Annotated in this window: 14 protein-coding genes; 8 read left to right on the top strand and 6 right to left on the bottom strand. The window is 66.8% G+C overall.

Annotation, left to right across the window (positions count from 1 at the left end; translation table 11 throughout):
* Positions 1 to 17: 17 nt before the first annotated feature.
* Positions 18 to 1,688 (bottom strand): MFS transporter, encoded by a 1,671-nt coding sequence (locus tag ACTHQV_RS00840; RefSeq protein WP_440487897.1) that lies wholly within the window; start codon positions 1,686 to 1,688, stop codon positions 18 to 20.
* A gap of 45 nt (positions 1,689 to 1,733) precedes the next feature.
* On the opposite strand from ACTHQV_RS00840, the gene ACTHQV_RS00835 reads away from it, so the two are divergent.
* Entirely contained in the window at positions 1,734 to 2,075 is a 342-nt protein-coding gene (locus ACTHQV_RS00835) for a DUF167 domain-containing protein (RefSeq protein ID WP_440487896.1), read from the top strand.
* A 174-nt stretch (positions 2,076 to 2,249) separates the two neighbouring features.
* Here the strand turns inward: ACTHQV_RS00835 and ACTHQV_RS00830 are convergent, their stop codons facing one another.
* Genes ACTHQV_RS00830 through ACTHQV_RS00820 form a run of 3 tightly spaced genes read right to left on the bottom strand, consistent with a single transcriptional unit; the run spans position 2,250 to position 4,597 of the window.
* The gene (locus ACTHQV_RS00830; protein WP_440487895.1) at positions 2,250 to 3,413 is read right to left on the bottom strand and encodes a glutathionylspermidine synthase family protein; all 1,164 of its coding nucleotides are present in this window, start codon (positions 3,411 to 3,413) and stop codon (positions 2,250 to 2,252) included.
* Positions 3,413 to 4,153 carry a PspA/IM30 family protein gene (locus ACTHQV_RS00825; RefSeq protein WP_440487894.1) on the bottom strand — a complete coding sequence of 247 codons (741 nt, stop codon included), beginning with the start codon at positions 4,151 to 4,153 and terminating at the stop codon, positions 3,413 to 3,415. The genes ACTHQV_RS00830 and ACTHQV_RS00825 overlap by 1 nt, the downstream gene beginning before the upstream one ends.
* Before the next feature lie 12 nt (positions 4,154 to 4,165).
* Positions 4,166 to 4,597, bottom strand: coding sequence for a YjfI family protein (locus ACTHQV_RS00820; RefSeq protein WP_056459411.1), 432 nt, complete (start codon positions 4,595 to 4,597; stop codon positions 4,166 to 4,168).
* Between the two features lie 98 nt (positions 4,598 to 4,695).
* Between ACTHQV_RS00820 and ACTHQV_RS00815 the strand changes: the two genes are divergently transcribed.
* Genes ACTHQV_RS00815 through ACTHQV_RS00800 form a run of 4 tightly spaced genes read left to right on the top strand, consistent with a single transcriptional unit; the run spans position 4,696 to position 7,403 of the window.
* Positions 4,696 to 5,700 carry an ion channel gene (locus ACTHQV_RS00815; protein WP_440487893.1) on the top strand — a complete coding sequence of 335 codons (1,005 nt, stop codon included), beginning with the start codon at positions 4,696 to 4,698 and terminating at the stop codon, positions 5,698 to 5,700.
* Complete coding sequence (locus tag ACTHQV_RS00810; RefSeq protein ID WP_345877708.1) at positions 5,697 to 6,335, top strand: DUF2491 family protein; 639 nt, start codon at positions 5,697 to 5,699, stop codon at positions 6,333 to 6,335. The genes ACTHQV_RS00815 and ACTHQV_RS00810 overlap by 4 nt, the downstream gene beginning before the upstream one ends.
* Positions 6,336 to 6,352: 17 nt before the next feature.
* Complete coding sequence (locus tag ACTHQV_RS00805) at positions 6,353 to 6,766, top strand: DUF350 domain-containing protein (RefSeq protein WP_440487892.1); 414 nt, start codon at positions 6,353 to 6,355, stop codon at positions 6,764 to 6,766.
* 13 nt (positions 6,767 to 6,779) lie between these two features.
* Entirely contained in the window at positions 6,780 to 7,403 is a 624-nt protein-coding gene (locus ACTHQV_RS00800) for a DUF1190 domain-containing protein (RefSeq protein WP_440487891.1), read from the top strand.
* Positions 7,404 to 7,518: 115 nt separating this feature from the next.
* On the opposite strand, the gene ACTHQV_RS00795 is transcribed toward ACTHQV_RS00800, so the two are convergent.
* A complete protein-coding gene (locus ACTHQV_RS00795; protein ID WP_440487890.1) occupies positions 7,519 to 8,007 on the bottom strand; it encodes a low molecular weight protein-tyrosine-phosphatase in 489 nt (162 codons plus the stop codon).
* Between the two features lie 239 nt (positions 8,008 to 8,246).
* Here ACTHQV_RS00795 and ACTHQV_RS00790 point away from each other — a divergent pair, with 239 nt between their 5' ends.
* Positions 8,247 to 10,328 (top strand): carbon starvation CstA family protein, encoded by a 2,082-nt coding sequence (locus ACTHQV_RS00790; protein ID WP_440487889.1) that lies wholly within the window; start codon positions 8,247 to 8,249, stop codon positions 10,326 to 10,328.
* Positions 10,312 to 10,500 (top strand): YbdD/YjiX family protein, encoded by a 189-nt coding sequence (locus tag ACTHQV_RS00785; RefSeq protein ID WP_440487887.1) that lies wholly within the window; start codon positions 10,312 to 10,314, stop codon positions 10,498 to 10,500. Before ACTHQV_RS00790 ends, ACTHQV_RS00785 begins: the two co-directional genes overlap by 17 nt.
* A 243-nt stretch (positions 10,501 to 10,743) precedes the next feature.
* Here the strand turns inward: ACTHQV_RS00785 and ACTHQV_RS00780 are convergent, their stop codons facing one another.
* Positions 10,744 to 12,405 (bottom strand): MFS transporter, encoded by a 1,662-nt coding sequence (locus tag ACTHQV_RS00780; protein WP_440487886.1) that lies wholly within the window; start codon positions 12,403 to 12,405, stop codon positions 10,744 to 10,746.
* Between the two features lie 162 nt (positions 12,406 to 12,567).
* Here ACTHQV_RS00780 and acs point away from each other — a divergent pair, with 162 nt between their 5' ends.
* Positions 12,568 to 14,502, top strand: a complete 1,935-nt coding sequence (gene acs, locus ACTHQV_RS00775; protein ID WP_440487885.1) for an acetate--CoA ligase — start codon at positions 12,568 to 12,570, stop codon at positions 14,500 to 14,502.
* The last annotated feature ends 203 nt before the right edge of the window (positions 14,503 to 14,705 follow it).

The raw sequence follows: 14,705 nt of genomic DNA, 5'->3' as shown, positions 1-14,705 counted from the left end.
TAACAGTGTTCAATAAATCAGTTCGACCGCGTCGGATCGGTCAGCGGATCGGCCATTTCGCGCGGGGTCGGCAGACGTATGACCGGCAGCGACCCGGTCTGGCGCTCGATCATGCGATGGACTCGCGGCGGTTCGCTGCCCCGATGCAGCGCCAGCAGCGCCTCGCTGTTAGCACGGTCGGCCTCGGTCCGGCGCTGATTGTGGCGGATGTAATCGAGCCAGGTCGACACGTGATAGCGCTCGATCCACAGTTCCGGATCGTTCAGGTCGCGCAGCAGCGCCCAGTGATGCGCGCCGTCGCGCCGCCGGATGCGGCGGCGTTCATTCATGACGTTCAGGAACGCGACGACGTCCTGCGGGGCGATGCGATAATCGATCGTCACCACCACCGGCCCCGACCGCGCCTCGACCGGGACTTCGGTATCGGGCGTCTCCCAGCCACGCGGAGCGAGGTTCGCGGTCTCGATATCGCGTAAGGGCAGCCGCAACCCGGCGACGACGCTCAGCATCTGCACCCCCGCCGCCGCCAGCAGCGCTCCAGCGACGCCATGGCTTTCGGCGATCGAACCGAACAACCAGCTGCCCGCCGCCATCCCGCCGAACGCCGCCATCTGGTACAGCGCCACCGCCCGCGCCACGACCCAGCGCGGCGCGGCCATCTGCACCGATACGTTGAACGTGCTGAGCGCCGATACCCAGCCTGCCCCCGCCAGCACCAACGCCGCCAGCGTCAGCGGCAATACCGGGCTGACCGCCGCGATCGCCGCGCCTGCCGCCAACGCCGTCGCGGCGACGCGCACCAGCCGTTCGGGGCTCCACCGCCGCCGCAACCGCACGCTCGACAACGCGCCGATCACCGCGCCGCCACCGAATGCGCCGAGCAGCGCGCCATAGGTCAGCGGCCCGCCGGTCACCAGGTCGCGCGCGACCAGCGGCATCATCGCCGGCACCGCACTCGCCGCCAGCCCGAACAGCGCCGCGCGGATCAACACCGTCCGCAGGCTCGGCGACATCCGGACATAGCGCACCCCCGCCGCCATCGCGAGGCCCAGCGTCTCGCGCGGCAACGTGCGCGGCGGATAATCCGGCTGCCACCGCGCCAGCACCGCGATCAGCCCGATATAGCTGACCGCATTGGTCAGGAACGCCGCCGCCGCCCCCGCCGCGGCGACGATCGCGCCGCCGATCGCCGGCCCCACGCTGCGCGCGATGTTGAACCCCATCGAATTGAGCGCGACCGCGCTGGGCAGGACGCTGCGCGGCACCATGTCGCCGACCGACGCCTGCCATGCCGGGCCGTTGATCGCCGTCCCGCATCCGATCAGGAAGGTGAAGCACAGCAGCAGCCATGGGCTCAGCAACCCCATCCAGGCGCACACCGCCAGCGCGACCGACACGCTCAGCATGAACCCCTGCGCCGCCAGCATCACCCGCCGCCGGTCGAGATTGTCGGCGACCGCCCCGGCCCATAGCGACAGCAGCATGATCGGTAGCGTCGTCGACGCCTGCACCAGCGCGATCATTTGCGGCGACGCCGCCAGCGACGTCATCATCCACGACGCCCCGACCGACTGGATCAGCCCGCCGAAATTGGACGCCATCGACGCGATCCAGATGGCGCGAAAGATCGGGATCGACAGCGGCGAGCTATGCGTCGCCGCCGTGGTCGTTACGGGAGCAGATACCATGGCCGATGAATGCGTCGCGCGCGACTTTGTGCCAAGCGGCTTGCCATGGCGGCACGCGATGGCAAGGGAGCCGCGATGCGCGACCCCTTCACCCTCGACGCGACCGGCGCCACCCTAACCATCCGCGCCACGCCGAAAGCGTCGAAGACGGCGGTGACCGGCGTAGTAGCACTGGACGGCGATTCCACCGCCCTCGGCCTGCGCATCGCCGCCCCGCCGGTCGACGGCGCGGCGAACGAAGAAGTCGTGCGCTTCGTGGCGAAGCAATTGCGGGTCGGACGGAGCGCGGTGACGCTGGTTGCAGGGCAGAGCAGCCGGATCAAGCGGTTGCCGGTCGAGGGCGATCCGGCGGTACTGGAAGCGGCGTTGCAGGGCCTGCTGCCCTAACCCCCCAGAGCGATATGACATGAAGCCTACCCGTTCGTGCTGAGTAGGGGCTGAGCTTGTCGAAGACCCGTATCGAAGCACCTGCCCCGGACGGGTCCTTCGATACGCCGCTTCGACAGGCTCAGCGGCTACTCAGGACGAACGGGCCTGTCTGAAATCATCCGTCCCTAACCCTCAAACAATCGCGTGCGGCACGAACCGCGCCAGATCGCGGGTGATCGGCCCGTCATCCTCGCGCACCGACAGTGCGACCGCATCGTCGCCGACGATCCACGACCCGACCACCGCATGATTGCCATCGTAGACCGGCAGTGGCGCCAGTGCCTGCACGATATGCCCCTCCTCGCCATAGCCGCCCTCCGGCCCGCGCGCGGTGGCATCGCCGTCGACTAGTTCGATGTCCCAGCCTTCGCGCGAAAAGATCGGCTTGCGGACATAGGCGTCGCCAATCTCGGCCAGCGCCGCCGCGTCGTCGGCAAAGGCCGCCGGCAACAGGTTCGGGTGCCCGCGATGCCGCTGCCACAATAGCGGCAAGATGCCCTTGTTCGACAGCAACGCCTTCCACGCCGGTTCGAGGAACAGCGTCTTCGTCGCCGCCAGCTGCTTGGCGTATGGTTCGCGCAGCATATCCTCCCACGGATACAGCTTGAACAGCGCGGCGATCAGCACATCGTCGCCATCGACGAACGCGCCGTCGCCATCGACCCCGATCCGGTCGATCGCGACGAACGCCGGGTCCAGCCCCGCCTGCCGGGCGACATCCTCCAGATAGCGGACCGTCTGGCGATCCTCGACATGGTCGTCGACCGAGGCGAAATGCACCGTGCTGCCTCGCGTGAACAACGCCCCGAAGCGTTCGACCAGCGCATCGTGCAGCCGGTTATACTGGTCGGCGCCTGCGGGCAGCGTGCCGTCAGCGATGCGGTCCTCCAGCCACTGCCACTGGAACAGCGCGGTCTCGAAGATGCTGGTCGGGGTATCGGCGTTATATTCGAGCAGCTTCGCCGGGCCGGAGCCGTCAAAGGCGAAATCGAACCGTCCATACAGTGTCGGCGCATGTGCGCGCCACGACGCCGCCACCACGTCGCGCATATCGTCAGGAATGGCGAGGCGGTGCATCATCGCCTCGCTGCCGACCACCTCGTCCACCAGATCGCGGCACAGGGCGTGGAGTTCGGCGCTCGGCCCCTCGATACCCTGCTCCACCTCGTCGAGCGAGAAGGCGTAATACGCCCCCTCCTCCCAATATTTCTGGCCGTCCTGATGGTGGAAGGTGAAGCCCATCCGCTCGGCGGTCGCCCGCCAGTCGGGACGGGGGGCGACCGCGCGGCGTTCCATCAATCGCGCCCGATCGTCCCGCCGTCGCGCGTGCCGTCGGACAGGCGCGGCGCGTCCTTGGGCTGCGCCAGCCGGGCGAGGATGTCGTCGGCGCTCGAAGTGCCCGGAAGCAGCCCCGCCGCCTGCAATTTCGCGTCGAGATCGGCGCCGGTGCGCATATCCTCCAGCTCGGCCTGCGCCTTGAACTTCTCCTCGCGGATCGCCTGCCGCTCCTTCAGCCGCGCGAGGCTGTCGGCGGCCGAGCCCAGCGACGATGCCGCGCCGCCATAGCTGCTGGCGACCGAGGCCTGCGCCTTCTGCACGCTTTCGTTCGCGCGGACGACATCGACCTCGCGGCGCAGCGCGTCGATCTTGCCGTCGCCGGTCTTGATGATGCCGCGGATCTTGTCCTCGGCGGCGCGCATGTCGGCGATCTGCGGGGTCTTGCTGGACTGTTCCTGCTCGATCGTCGCGAGGCGCTGGGCGACTTCGCGCGCAAGGTCCATGTCGCCGCGCGCCATCGCCGCCCGTGCCGACGATTCATATTTCTCCCGCTGCGAGGTCAGCCCCTCCAGCTCCTTTTCCATCATCCGCCGCTTGGCGGTCAGCGTCGCCAGATCGTCGCGCGCCTTCGACTGCAGCGTGCCGGCATCGCGAATCTGCTGGTCGAGGATCGTCAACGCCTTCGCATCGACGATCGACTGCCCGGTTTCATGCGCCGTGCCGCGCACCAGCGCCACGAGGTTCTTCCACATCGACATCGTGTATCTCCGTTACGCGGCGAATTCGGTGCGCAGTTCGGACGCCGCCTCGATCGCATTCTGCGCCAGCACGCGCAGTTCGATCAACACGGTGCGCAGCGACGATTCGACCGACAACTCACCCACCAGCTCATAATATTCGCGTCCGCCGACATCGGCGATGGCGAAATTGGACAGCGGCACCAGCTTCTGCGTCTTGAGGAGGAAGCGGTTGAACGCGTCCGGTTCGCTCTGTTCGTCGACCGGCCACAACAGGCTCGACACGACGATCTGCTCGCCCGCGACCGATGCGAAGATGGCGAGGTCGCCGAAATGATGCATGGTCAGTTTCAGGACCGGTTCGGCCTGTTCGATCCGCTCGACGCTCAGTTCGTCGGCATAATCGGGACCGCCCAGCGCCTGCGCCAGTCCGGCGGTCGTCCAGCTACGGGGTGCTTCGTCCATCCATCCCTCCGAAAAGCTTGGCCCGGTGTGTTGGCCGCGCTTGACACCCCAAGCATAAGGCGCGACCAAAAAGCAAGGTGCGGGGGCATGGGCAGGGGATGAAGTCATTCAGTCTCGGCAATTATCTGCGGCGGCTCTATCTCGCGGCCAGCGAGCTGCACCGTGGCGTGCTGCTCGCGCTGCTGGTCCTGCACATGACCATCTCGTGGGAATTGCTGGCCTTTGCCGGGGAGAGCGACCTGCTGCACCCCTCGGCCTATCTCTATTGGTATGCGACGACCGCCTCGACGGTCGGTTATGGCGATCTGTCGCCCAAATCGGACATGGGCCGGGTCGTTACCGCCTTGTTCGTCATGCCCGGCGCGATCGCGCTGTTCACCGTGTCGATCGCCCGCGCCTTTGCCGGGGTGTCGGCGCGCTGGCGACGGCGGCGCATGGGGTTGGGAGACTATAGGGCGATGCGCGGCCATATCGTCCTTGTCGGCTACGATCCCGATCGTACGCCGCGCATGATCGCGGAGATCGTCGCCGATGGGCAGGGGCACGAACTGGTGCTGGTCGCGACGCAGGAACTGACCGTGGACGCCGCGACGCACCGCTTCGTCCGCGTCGCCTCGCTGACCGCACCCGCCGATCTGCGGCGTGCCGGTGTAGCGAGTGCCGAACGGGTCATCGTCTATGGCCCGTCCGATCCCGATACGCTCGCGGCGACGCTAGCCGTCACCGCGCTCAACGAAACCGGTCACGTCGTCTGTTTCCTGCGCGACCCCGACACCGCCGGGCTGCTGGCGGCACACTGCCCGCAGGTCGAGGTGGTGCTGACCCCGACCGTCGAGCTGGTGGTCAAGGCATTGAGCGACCCCGGCTCCAGCCGCCTGATCGCGCAGCTTGCCAGCCATACCGACGATGGCGGCACGCTCTACGCCACGACCGCGCAGACCGGCGGCAGCTTCGACGACGCCGCTCGCGATCTGCGGGCGCGCGGCGGAATATTGGTCGCGACCTGTGGCGCCGGGGCCAATTCGCCGGTATTCGACCCCGACGGTCGGATCGCGGTCGGCGACCGGCTGTTCTACATCGCCCGGACAAGGATCGCGGCATGATTTTCGGCAGCCTGTTCGGCGGCGCTCCCAAGGACGAACCCGCGGCAATCGCCGTGGTCCGCAACATCACTATCGGGCGGCAGGTCCGGCTCGATGCGCTGGCATGGCGGCGGCTGACCGGCGCCGCCTTCACCCTCGATCGCGATACGCTGGAAATCACTGCGCAGGGGGTGATCCGGCTCGACGATGGCAGCCATGTCCACCGCTTCTACACCGACGACGAACTGATGTTGCAGGCGGTCAGCCAGTCGGCGGACGGGTCCGATGCCGACGACTTTACGCTGTTCCGGCCATGGTCGTCGACCTACCCGACCGACTGGGCCGATACCGGCGCGTTCCGCCAGCGCCTGTCGCAACCCGTCTGGGACGAACCCGGCCTCGCCCGGTTCCAGCGTTTCTGGTATGCCGATGACGATCGCAGCCAGCCGCCGGTCGAGCTGTGGGAGGCGGTCTATTACGAACGCACCGGCCGCCCGGTCCGCCAGATCAAGCAGGCCTGCATGCTCTATGCCCGCGACATCGCGCCCGAGGGGCAGGAACTGCTGCTCGCCATCGCCATGCAGCCCGAGGGCGGCGACCTGACGCACGAGATCATGGTCGGGCTGCCGCTGCTGCCCGCCGAATTCAACGCCTGAGCTTTAGGGGGACCGGGATGTTCGATGTCGCTTATTTTCTGGACGGGGCGCTGCATTTCGTCATCGCCTTCGGTCTGGCCTGTGTGTTCCTGACCGTCTTCAAATGGCTGTACCAGATATCGACGCCCTATGACGAGCGCACGCTGATCGCCGCGAACAATCCGGCGGCGGGGATCGCGCTGGGCGGTGCGATCATCGGTTTCGCGCTACCGCTCGCCTCGGCGCTGAGCGTCACGGTCAGCGTCGTCGAATTCACCGCCTGGGCGCTGCTGGCGGGCGTGATCCAGATCGCCGCCGCCTTCATCGTCCGCCGCCTGATCGTGCGCGACATGGTCACCCGGATCGAAGAGGGGAACATCGCCAGCGCGATCTACAGCGCGGCGACCTCGATCGGACTCGGCCTGCTCAACGCCGCGTCGATGACCTATTGAGAGGCTCCTGCCGATGACCACCCAGCCCCCCCGCCGCAAACGCTCGGTCGCTGCCGGCCTGACCGCCGTCGGCGCGGTCGCGATGCTGTCCGGCTGCGACGACAATAACGAACAGGCGCGCTTCGGCCCGCCGACCGAGGTCGCCGCCTTTCAGACGATCCAGCAATGCGTCGACAGCGGCCAATATGACCGCGACACCTGCGTCGCCGCCCAGCAAAAGGCATTTAACGAGGATGCGAAGGCCGCCCCCCGTTTCGACAGCCAGGCACTGTGCGAGGAACAGTTCGGCTCGGCCCAATGCTTCCAGCGCAACGAAGGCGGGCAGAGCTTCTTCACCCCGCTGCTGACCGGTTTCCTGATCGGCCAGCTGCTCAACAATAATTCGTCGCGCTACACCTATGGCGGTCTTTACCGCGACCGCCGCGACCGCGACGGCGGCTGGTACACCGGGTCGGGCGCGTATCTCGGCCGCGGCAACGGCTATCGCTATTCGGTCGGCCGTGACGCGATCACCACGCCGGTCACGACCCAGCGCATCCAGACGCGCAGCTCGGTCGTCTCGCGCGGCGGCTTCGGCGGCCGGGTGAGCGCCCGCTCCAGCGGCGGCTGGGGTGGCGGGCGCTCGTTCGGGGGGTGAGTAGATTTTGAAGCAATACCGTTCGTGCTGAGTAGGGGCTGAGCGCAGTCGAAGACCCGTATCGAAGCATCTGACCCCAGCAGTCCTTCGATACGCCATTTCGACAGCTCAATGGCTACTCAGGACGAACATATCCACCTTTCTGGATACCCGCGACGATCGCCTCCGCCGCCGCCGACACATCCGCCCACGTCACCTCGAACCCCGCCGAATCGCCATAATAGGGATCGGCGACCGCCTGCCCCTTCCGCCCCGGCACCGCGTCCAGCAACAACCCGATCCGTGCGGTCGCATCCTTCGGCGCCCGCCGCCGCAACTCGGCCAGATTGTCGCGATCAAGCGCGAGAATCTCGGTGAAGCGCCGATAATCCGCCGCCGCGACCTGCCGCGCCCGGTAGCCGGCAATGTCGATGCCATGCGCCAGCGCCACCGCCTGCGCGCGCGGGTCGGGCGGATGGCCGACATGCCACGCCCCGGTCCCCGCCGAATCGACGGTGATCGCCACCCCCGCCCGCGCCGCCGCCTCGCGCAACGCCGCTTCCGCCAGCGGCGAACGACAGATGTTGCCGAGGCAGACGAGCAGAAACGATCGGTCGGACTTCATCACAATCTCCATTGGTCCTTCTTTGCCTCAACCGTTCGGTTCGAGCAGCTTCGAGCCTGTCGAGAAGCGTCCGTCGAGAACTTGGTCGTTTGGGGCAACCCCTTCTCGACTTCGGTTTTCGACAAGCTCGAACCTGCGCTCGAAGCAAACGGGGGAATGATGGATATGCCGGGGGTGACGAAACCCATGGCATCCCCCGCCCCCTTGCGCCAATAGTATCCCAAACACGGGAGAGGCGCATGGCGACAGCAGCATCCACACCGATCGCACCGACCACCGCACGCGAATGGATCGGCTGGGCGGCGGTGGCGATCGTCGGCGCGGTCGCGCTCGGCTGGATCGCGCTGATGCGGGGCGAACCGGTCAACGCATTGTGGATCGTCGTCGCGGCGCTGTGCGTCTACGCCATCGCCTATCGCTTCTACGGCCTGTTCATCGCGTCGCGCGTGCTCCGCGTCGATCCCTCGCGCCCGACCCCGGCGGTGCGCCGCGACGACGGGCTCGACTATGTCCCCACCCATAAGGGCGTGTTGTTCGGCCACCATTTCGCCGCCATTGCCGGTGCCGGCCCGCTGGTCGGTCCGGTCCTCGCCGCACAGATGGGCTATCTCCCCGGCACGCTCTGGCTGCTCGCCGGGGTCGTGTTCGCCGGCGCGGTGCAGGATTTCCTGATCCTCTATTTCTCGACCCGCCGCGACGCCCGGTCGCTGGGCGACATGATCCGCAGCGAAATGGGGCTGATCCCCGGCACGATCGCGCTGATCGGCGTGCTGATGATCATGATCATCCTGCTCGCCGTGCTGGCGCTGGTGGTGGTCAAGGCGCTGACCGGCAGTCCGTGGGGCACCTTCACCGTCTTCGCCACCATCCCGATCGCGGTGCTGATGGGGCTGTACGGCCGCTTCCTGCGCCCCGGCAAGATCGCCGAAATGTCGGTGATCGGCTTCGTCCTGCTGATGGCGGCGATCGTGGGGGGCGAGCCGGTGGCGCATTCGCCGGTCTTCGCGCCGATGTTCACCTATTCCGGCCCCGCCCTCGCGCTGATCCTGATGGCCTATGGCTTCGTCGCCTCGGTCGCGCCGGTCTGGCTGCTGCTCGCCCCGCGCGACTATCTGTCGACCTTCCTCAAGATCGGGGTGATCGCCGGCCTCGCGCTCGGCATCCTCTATGTCCGTCCCGACCTGCAGATGCCGGCGGTCACCGGCTTCATCGACGGCACTGGCCCGGCCTTTTCGGGCAAGCTGTTCCCGTTCCTGTTCATCACCATCGCCTGTGGCGCGGTATCGGGCTTCCACGCGCTGATCGCAAGCGGCACGACGCCGAAAATGGTGGCGAGCGAGGCCGATCTGCGCGTCATCGGCTATGGCGCGATGCTGACCGAAAGCTTCGTCGCGATCATGGCGCTGATCGCCGCCTGCGTGCTCGACCCCGCCGTCTATTTCGCGATGAACGCGCCGCCCGCCCTGATCGGCACCACCGCGCAGTCGGCCGCCAGCGCGATCGCCAATTGGGGCTTCGTCGTCACCCCCGACATGCTCGACCAGCTGGCGCGCGACGTCGGCGAATCCTCGATCCTGTCGCGCGCCGGCGGAGCTCCCACGCTGGCGGTCGGCATGGCGCATATCCTGTCCCAGGTGATCGGCGGACCGGCGATGATGGCCTTCTGGTACCATTTCGCGATTTTGTTCGAGGCGCTGTTCATCCTGACGACGGTCGATGCCGGCACCCGCGTCGCCCGCTTCATGATCCAGGACCTGCTAGGCAGCTTCGTGCCCGCGATGAAGGAAACGCAGAAGCTCGGCCCGAACCTGATCGGCACCGCGCTCGCCGTCGCCGCCTGGGGCTATTTCCTCTACAGCGGCGTCACCGATCCGCTCGGCGGCATCAACACGCTGTGGCCGCTGTTCGGCATCTCGAACCAGATGCTGGCCGCCATCGCGCTGATCCTGTCGACCGTGCTCCTCTTCAAGATGAAGCGCGACCGCTATGCCTGGGTGACGATGGTCCCGACCGCGTGGCTGCTGATCTGCACGCTGACCGCGGGCTGGCAGAAGCTGTTCGACGCCAATCCGAAGATCGGCTTCCTCGCCCATGCCAATGTCTTTTCCGAAGCCCTGGCGCGCGGCGAGATCCTCGCCCCCGCCAAAACGGCGGCGGAGATGCAGCGGATCATCCTCAACGACCGCATCGACGCCGCGCTATGCGTGCTGTTCATCGTCGTCGTGCTGTCGATCCTGACCTACGGCATCGCCGCGATCCGCAAGGCGAAGGCGGTCCCGACCCCCACCGCGCAGGAGGTCGGCGATGCGATTCCTGCATAAGCTGGCCGAGGGCGCGCGGTTGATGGTCGGCGTCCCCGATTACGACCGCTACGTCGCCCACCGCGCGGCACACCATCCCGGCGAACCGGTGATGACCCTCAAGGAATTCCACCGCGACCGCATCGCACGTCGCTACGGCACCGGCCCCGGCGCACCGCCAAGGTGTTGCTGAGGGGCCTACACCAAAATCGTCACCCCAGCGCAGGCTGGGGTCTCCCGCGGCTCCTGTCCCGCCCGACAATCGGGAGATCCCAGCCTGCGCTGGGATGACGTACATGGTGGGCGGGTAGGGCCTGCCCCAAACGCAACCGTACCCCCGCGCAGGCGGGGGTCCAGAGCCAGGCCAAGCTACGATAGCGTGTGCCGTCCTGGACCCCCGCCTGCGCGGGGGTACGCTGTCCTGAACGGTCGTCTGCTAATCCCGGATATTCCGCCGGAACGTCTCCGGCAGGAACAGCGCGCCCAGCACCAGCGTCACCACCGCCAGCACCACCGGATACCACAGCCCGTAATAGATATCCCCCGTCGCCGCGACCATCGCGAACGCCGTCGTCGGTAGGAACCCGCCGAACCAGCCATTGCCGATATGATAGGGCAGCGACATCGACGTATAGCGGATGCGGCTGGGGAATAGTTCGACCAGCAGCGCCGCGATCGGGCCATAGACCATGGTCACCAGGATCACCATGAACCACAGGATCAGCACCACCAGCGGCTTGTTGATCGCCGCCGGATCAGCCTTGGCCGGATAGCCAGCTTCCGCCAGCGCCGCCGCCAGTTCGCCCTGATAGGCGGTGATCGCCGCCGCCCGCGCCGGCCCGGTCACCTGCGCAGGATCGGGCGCGACCAGCATCCGGTTGCCGACGCTCACGCTGGCGATGGTCCCCGCCGGCGCCTCGACATTGGTATAGCTGATGCCGTTCTTCGCCAGATAGGATTTGGCGATGTCGCAGCTTTTCGCATCGAACTTGTTGCGCCCGATCGGATCGAACTGCACCGAGCAATCCGCGTCATGCGCGCTGACTCGCACCGGCGACGCCATCTGCGCCGCGGCAAGCGCCGGGTTGGCGGCATCGGTCAGCGCCCCGAACAGCGGAAAATAGGTCAGTGCTGCCAGCGCGCAGCCCGCCATGATGATCCATTTCCGCCCGATCTTGTCCGACAGCCAGCCGAAGAACACGAAGAACGGCGTGCCGAGCGCCAGCGAAATCGCCAGCAGCACGTTCACCGTCGCGCCATCGACCTTCATCATCTTTTCGAGGAAGAACAGGACGTAGAACTGCCCCGTATACCACACCACCGCCTGGCCCATCGCCGCGCCGAACAGCGCGATCAGCACGACCTTCAAATTCGGCCAGCGCAGGAACGCCTCGGTCAGCGGCGCCTTCGACGTCTTGCCCTCTTCCTTCATCTTCAGGAACACCGGGCTTTCCGACAATTGCAGCCGGATCCACATCGATACGCCCAGCAGCAGGATCGACACGAGGAACGGCAACCGCCACCCGAACCCGCCGAACGTCTCCTCGCCCAGCAACGTGCGGAACCCGATCACGACCAGCAGCGCCGCGAACAGCCCCATCGTCGCCGTCGTCTGGATGAAGCTGGTATACAGCCCCCGCTTCCCGTCGGGCGCATGTTCGGCGACATAGGTCGCCGCCCCGCCATATTCGCCGCCCAGCGCCAGCCCCTGCAGGATGCGCAGCGCGACGAGGATCACCGGCGCCGCGACACCGATACTGGCATAGGAGGGCAGCAACCCGACCGCGAAGGTCGACAGGCCCATGATGCCCATCGTCACCAGGAACGTGTTCTTGCGCCCGACCAGATCGCCGATCCGCCCGAACACCAGCGCCCCGAACGGCCGCACCGCGAAACCAGCCGCGAACGCGCCCAATGCGAGGATGAACCCCGTCGTCTCGTTCACGCCCGAAAAAAACTGTTTCGAGATGTACGTCGCCAGCAGCCCGTACAGATAGAAATCATACCATTCGAACACCGTGCCCAGCGACGACGCGGCGATCACCAGTTTCTCGTTCTGGCCCTTGGGGCTCGCCCCGGCCATCGTTGCTCCCGCCATGGCGGCATCCTCTCGTAAAGCGGGGCGCGATCGTTCGCCGCACCTCCCTGCCGCGCCAGTGTCATCTGCGCGGGCCATGGCGGGAAGTACGACCTTGGTCGTAGGGGCAAGCGACTTGACGCGCGTACCCCTCAACACAGATCAAGGGCATAGGAGAGATATATGACCCAGACGATTCACGCGGCTCCGCACGATGATGCCGCGCGGGTGGACCAGGCCGAATATGACGCGCGCTATGCCGCTTCGGTCGCCGACCCGGAAGCCTATTGGCGCGAGGGCGGCCGCTGCATCGACTGGTCGCGCCCCTATCAAACGGTCAAGGACACCTTGTTCGACGAAGCCGATTTCCGCATCCGCTGGTTCGCCGACGGGCAGACCAACGTCTCGGTCAACTGTCTCGACCGCCATCTGGCCGAACGCGGCGATCAGACCGCCATCATCTGGGAAGGCGACGAACCGGGCGAGACCCGCCGCGTCACCTACCGCGAACTCCACCAACAGGTCTGCTGCTTCGCCAACGTGCTGAAGGCAAAGGGCGTGAAGAAGGGCGACCGTGTCACCCTCTATCTGCCGATGATGGCGGAGGCAGCGGCGGCGATGCTGGCCTGCACCCGCATCGGCGCGATCCATTCGATCGTGTTCGGCGGCTTTTCGCCCGACAGCCTCGCCAACCGCATCGTCGATTGCGACAGCCGTCTGGTCATCACCGCCGACGAAGGCTGTCGCGGCGGCAAGCGCATTCCGCTCAAGGCCAATGTCGACAAGGCGCTGGCCCATGCTCCCGGTGTCGACACCGTCATCGTCATCCGCCGCAGCGGCGCCGACGTGCCGATGACCGCGGGCCGCGACCATTGGCTGCACGACCTGCTGCCCGACGCCTCGCCCGACTGCCCGGCCGAGCCGATGGACGCCGAAGACCCGCTGTTCATCCTCTATACCAGCGGTTCGACCGGCAAGCCCAAGGGCGTGCTGCATACGACGGGCGGCTATCTGGTCTGGGCGCACACCACCTTCCGCGACGTGTTCGATTACCGTGATGGCGAAATCTTCTGGTGCACCGCCGATATCGGGTGGGTCACCGGGCACAGCTATGTCGTCTATGGCCCGTTATCGAACGGCGCGACCACCGTCATGTTCGACGGCGTGCCCAACTATCCCGATCATGGCCGTTTCTGGGAAACGATCGACCGGCTGGGCGTCAACATCTTCTACACCGCCCCTACTGCGATCCGCGCGCTGATGCGCGAGGGCGACCAGTGGGTGACGAAATCGAGCCGAAAGTCGCTGCGCATCCTCGGCTCAGTCGGCGAACCGATCAATCCGGAGGCGTGGGACTGGTATCACCGCGTCGTCGGCGACCGCCGCTGCCCGATCGTCGATACCTGGTGGCAGACCGAGACCGGCGGCATCCTCATCTCGCCCCTCCCCTATGCCACCGACCTGAAACCCGGCAGTGCGACCGAGCCCCTGCCCGGCGTGCAGCCGCTGATCGTCGATGCCGAGGGCAAGGAACTGTCCGGCGCGACCGAGGGCAATCTGTGCATCGCCGATAGCTGGCCGGGGCAGATGCGGACAGTGTGGGGCGATCACGACCGTTTCTTCCAGACCTATTTCACCACCTATCCCGGCAGATACTTCACCGGCGACGGCGTGCGCCGCGACGGCGACGGCTATTACTGGATCACCGGCCGCGTCGACGACGTCATCAACGTCAGCGGCCACCGCATGGGCACCGCCGAGGTCGAAAGCGCCCTCGTCGCGCATCAAAAAGTTGCCGAAGCCGCGGTCGTCGGCATGCCCCACGACATCAAGGGGCAAGGCATCTACGCCTATGTGACGCTCAACGCCGGTGAGGAACCGTCCGATGACCTCCGCGCCGAACTGCGGAACTGGGTCCGGCAGGAGATCGGCCCGGTCGCCACCCCCGACGCATTGCAATTCGCCCCCGGCCTGCCGAAAACCCGCTCGGGCAAGATCATGCGCCGCATCCTGCGCAAGATCGCCGAGAACGACACCTCGAACCTCGGCGACACCTCGACGCTCGCCGATCCGGGCGTCGTCGACACGCTGGTCGCCGAGCGTATCCGGCCGGCGTGAGGGGCGCCCACCCTTCCCTGCCGTCACTCCGGGCTTGACCCGGGGTCCCGCCTTCTATGCGAGACTTGCTCGAACGGGCTCAATCGCCAACCCTTTACCGTACCCCCGCGCAGGCGGGGGTCCAGGCTCCCGGGCGCAAGCGGCCGTTCTGCTCGGCTCTGGCCCCCCGCCTGCGCGGGGGTACGGTAAGGGTGTAACTGAAC

Origin of the sequence: Sphingomonas sp. SAFR-052, from assembly GCF_051965015.1 — a bacterium.
Taxonomy (GTDB): Bacteria; Pseudomonadota; Alphaproteobacteria; order Sphingomonadales; family Sphingomonadaceae; genus Sphingomonas.
The sequence above is the reverse complement of the archived record's forward strand: the minus strand, read 5'-3'. Positions and strand labels throughout refer to the sequence as shown.

Coding starts and splice junctions, on each gene's coding strand:
- ACTHQV_RS00840 (WP_440487897.1), bottom strand. CDS start 1,688: ATGGTATCTGCTCCCGTAACGACCACGGCGGCGACGCATAGCTCGCCG.
- ACTHQV_RS00835 (WP_440487896.1), top strand. CDS start 1,734: ATGGCGGCACGCGATGGCAAGGGAGCCGCGATGCGCGACCCCTTCACC.
- ACTHQV_RS00830 (WP_440487895.1), bottom strand. CDS start 3,413: ATGGAACGCCGCGCGGTCGCCCCCCGTCCCGACTGGCGGGCGACCGCC.
- ACTHQV_RS00825 (WP_440487894.1), bottom strand. CDS start 4,153: ATGTCGATGTGGAAGAACCTCGTGGCGCTGGTGCGCGGCACGGCGCAT.
- ACTHQV_RS00820 (WP_056459411.1), bottom strand. CDS start 4,597: ATGGACGAAGCACCCCGTAGCTGGACGACCGCCGGACTGGCGCAGGCG.
- ACTHQV_RS00815 (WP_440487893.1), top strand. CDS start 4,696: ATGAAGTCATTCAGTCTCGGCAATTATCTGCGGCGGCTCTATCTCGCG.
- ACTHQV_RS00810 (WP_345877708.1), top strand. CDS start 5,697: ATGATTTTCGGCAGCCTGTTCGGCGGCGCTCCCAAGGACGAACCCGCG.
- ACTHQV_RS00805 (WP_440487892.1), top strand. CDS start 6,353: ATGTTCGATGTCGCTTATTTTCTGGACGGGGCGCTGCATTTCGTCATC.
- ACTHQV_RS00800 (WP_440487891.1), top strand. CDS start 6,780: ATGACCACCCAGCCCCCCCGCCGCAAACGCTCGGTCGCTGCCGGCCTG.
- ACTHQV_RS00795 (WP_440487890.1), bottom strand. CDS start 8,007: ATGAAGTCCGACCGATCGTTTCTGCTCGTCTGCCTCGGCAACATCTGT.
- ACTHQV_RS00790 (WP_440487889.1), top strand. CDS start 8,247: ATGGCGACAGCAGCATCCACACCGATCGCACCGACCACCGCACGCGAA.
- ACTHQV_RS00785 (WP_440487887.1), top strand. CDS start 10,312: ATGCGATTCCTGCATAAGCTGGCCGAGGGCGCGCGGTTGATGGTCGGC.
- ACTHQV_RS00780 (WP_440487886.1), bottom strand. CDS start 12,405: ATGGCGGGAGCAACGATGGCCGGGGCGAGCCCCAAGGGCCAGAACGAG.
- acs (WP_440487885.1), top strand. CDS start 12,568: ATGACCCAGACGATTCACGCGGCTCCGCACGATGATGCCGCGCGGGTG.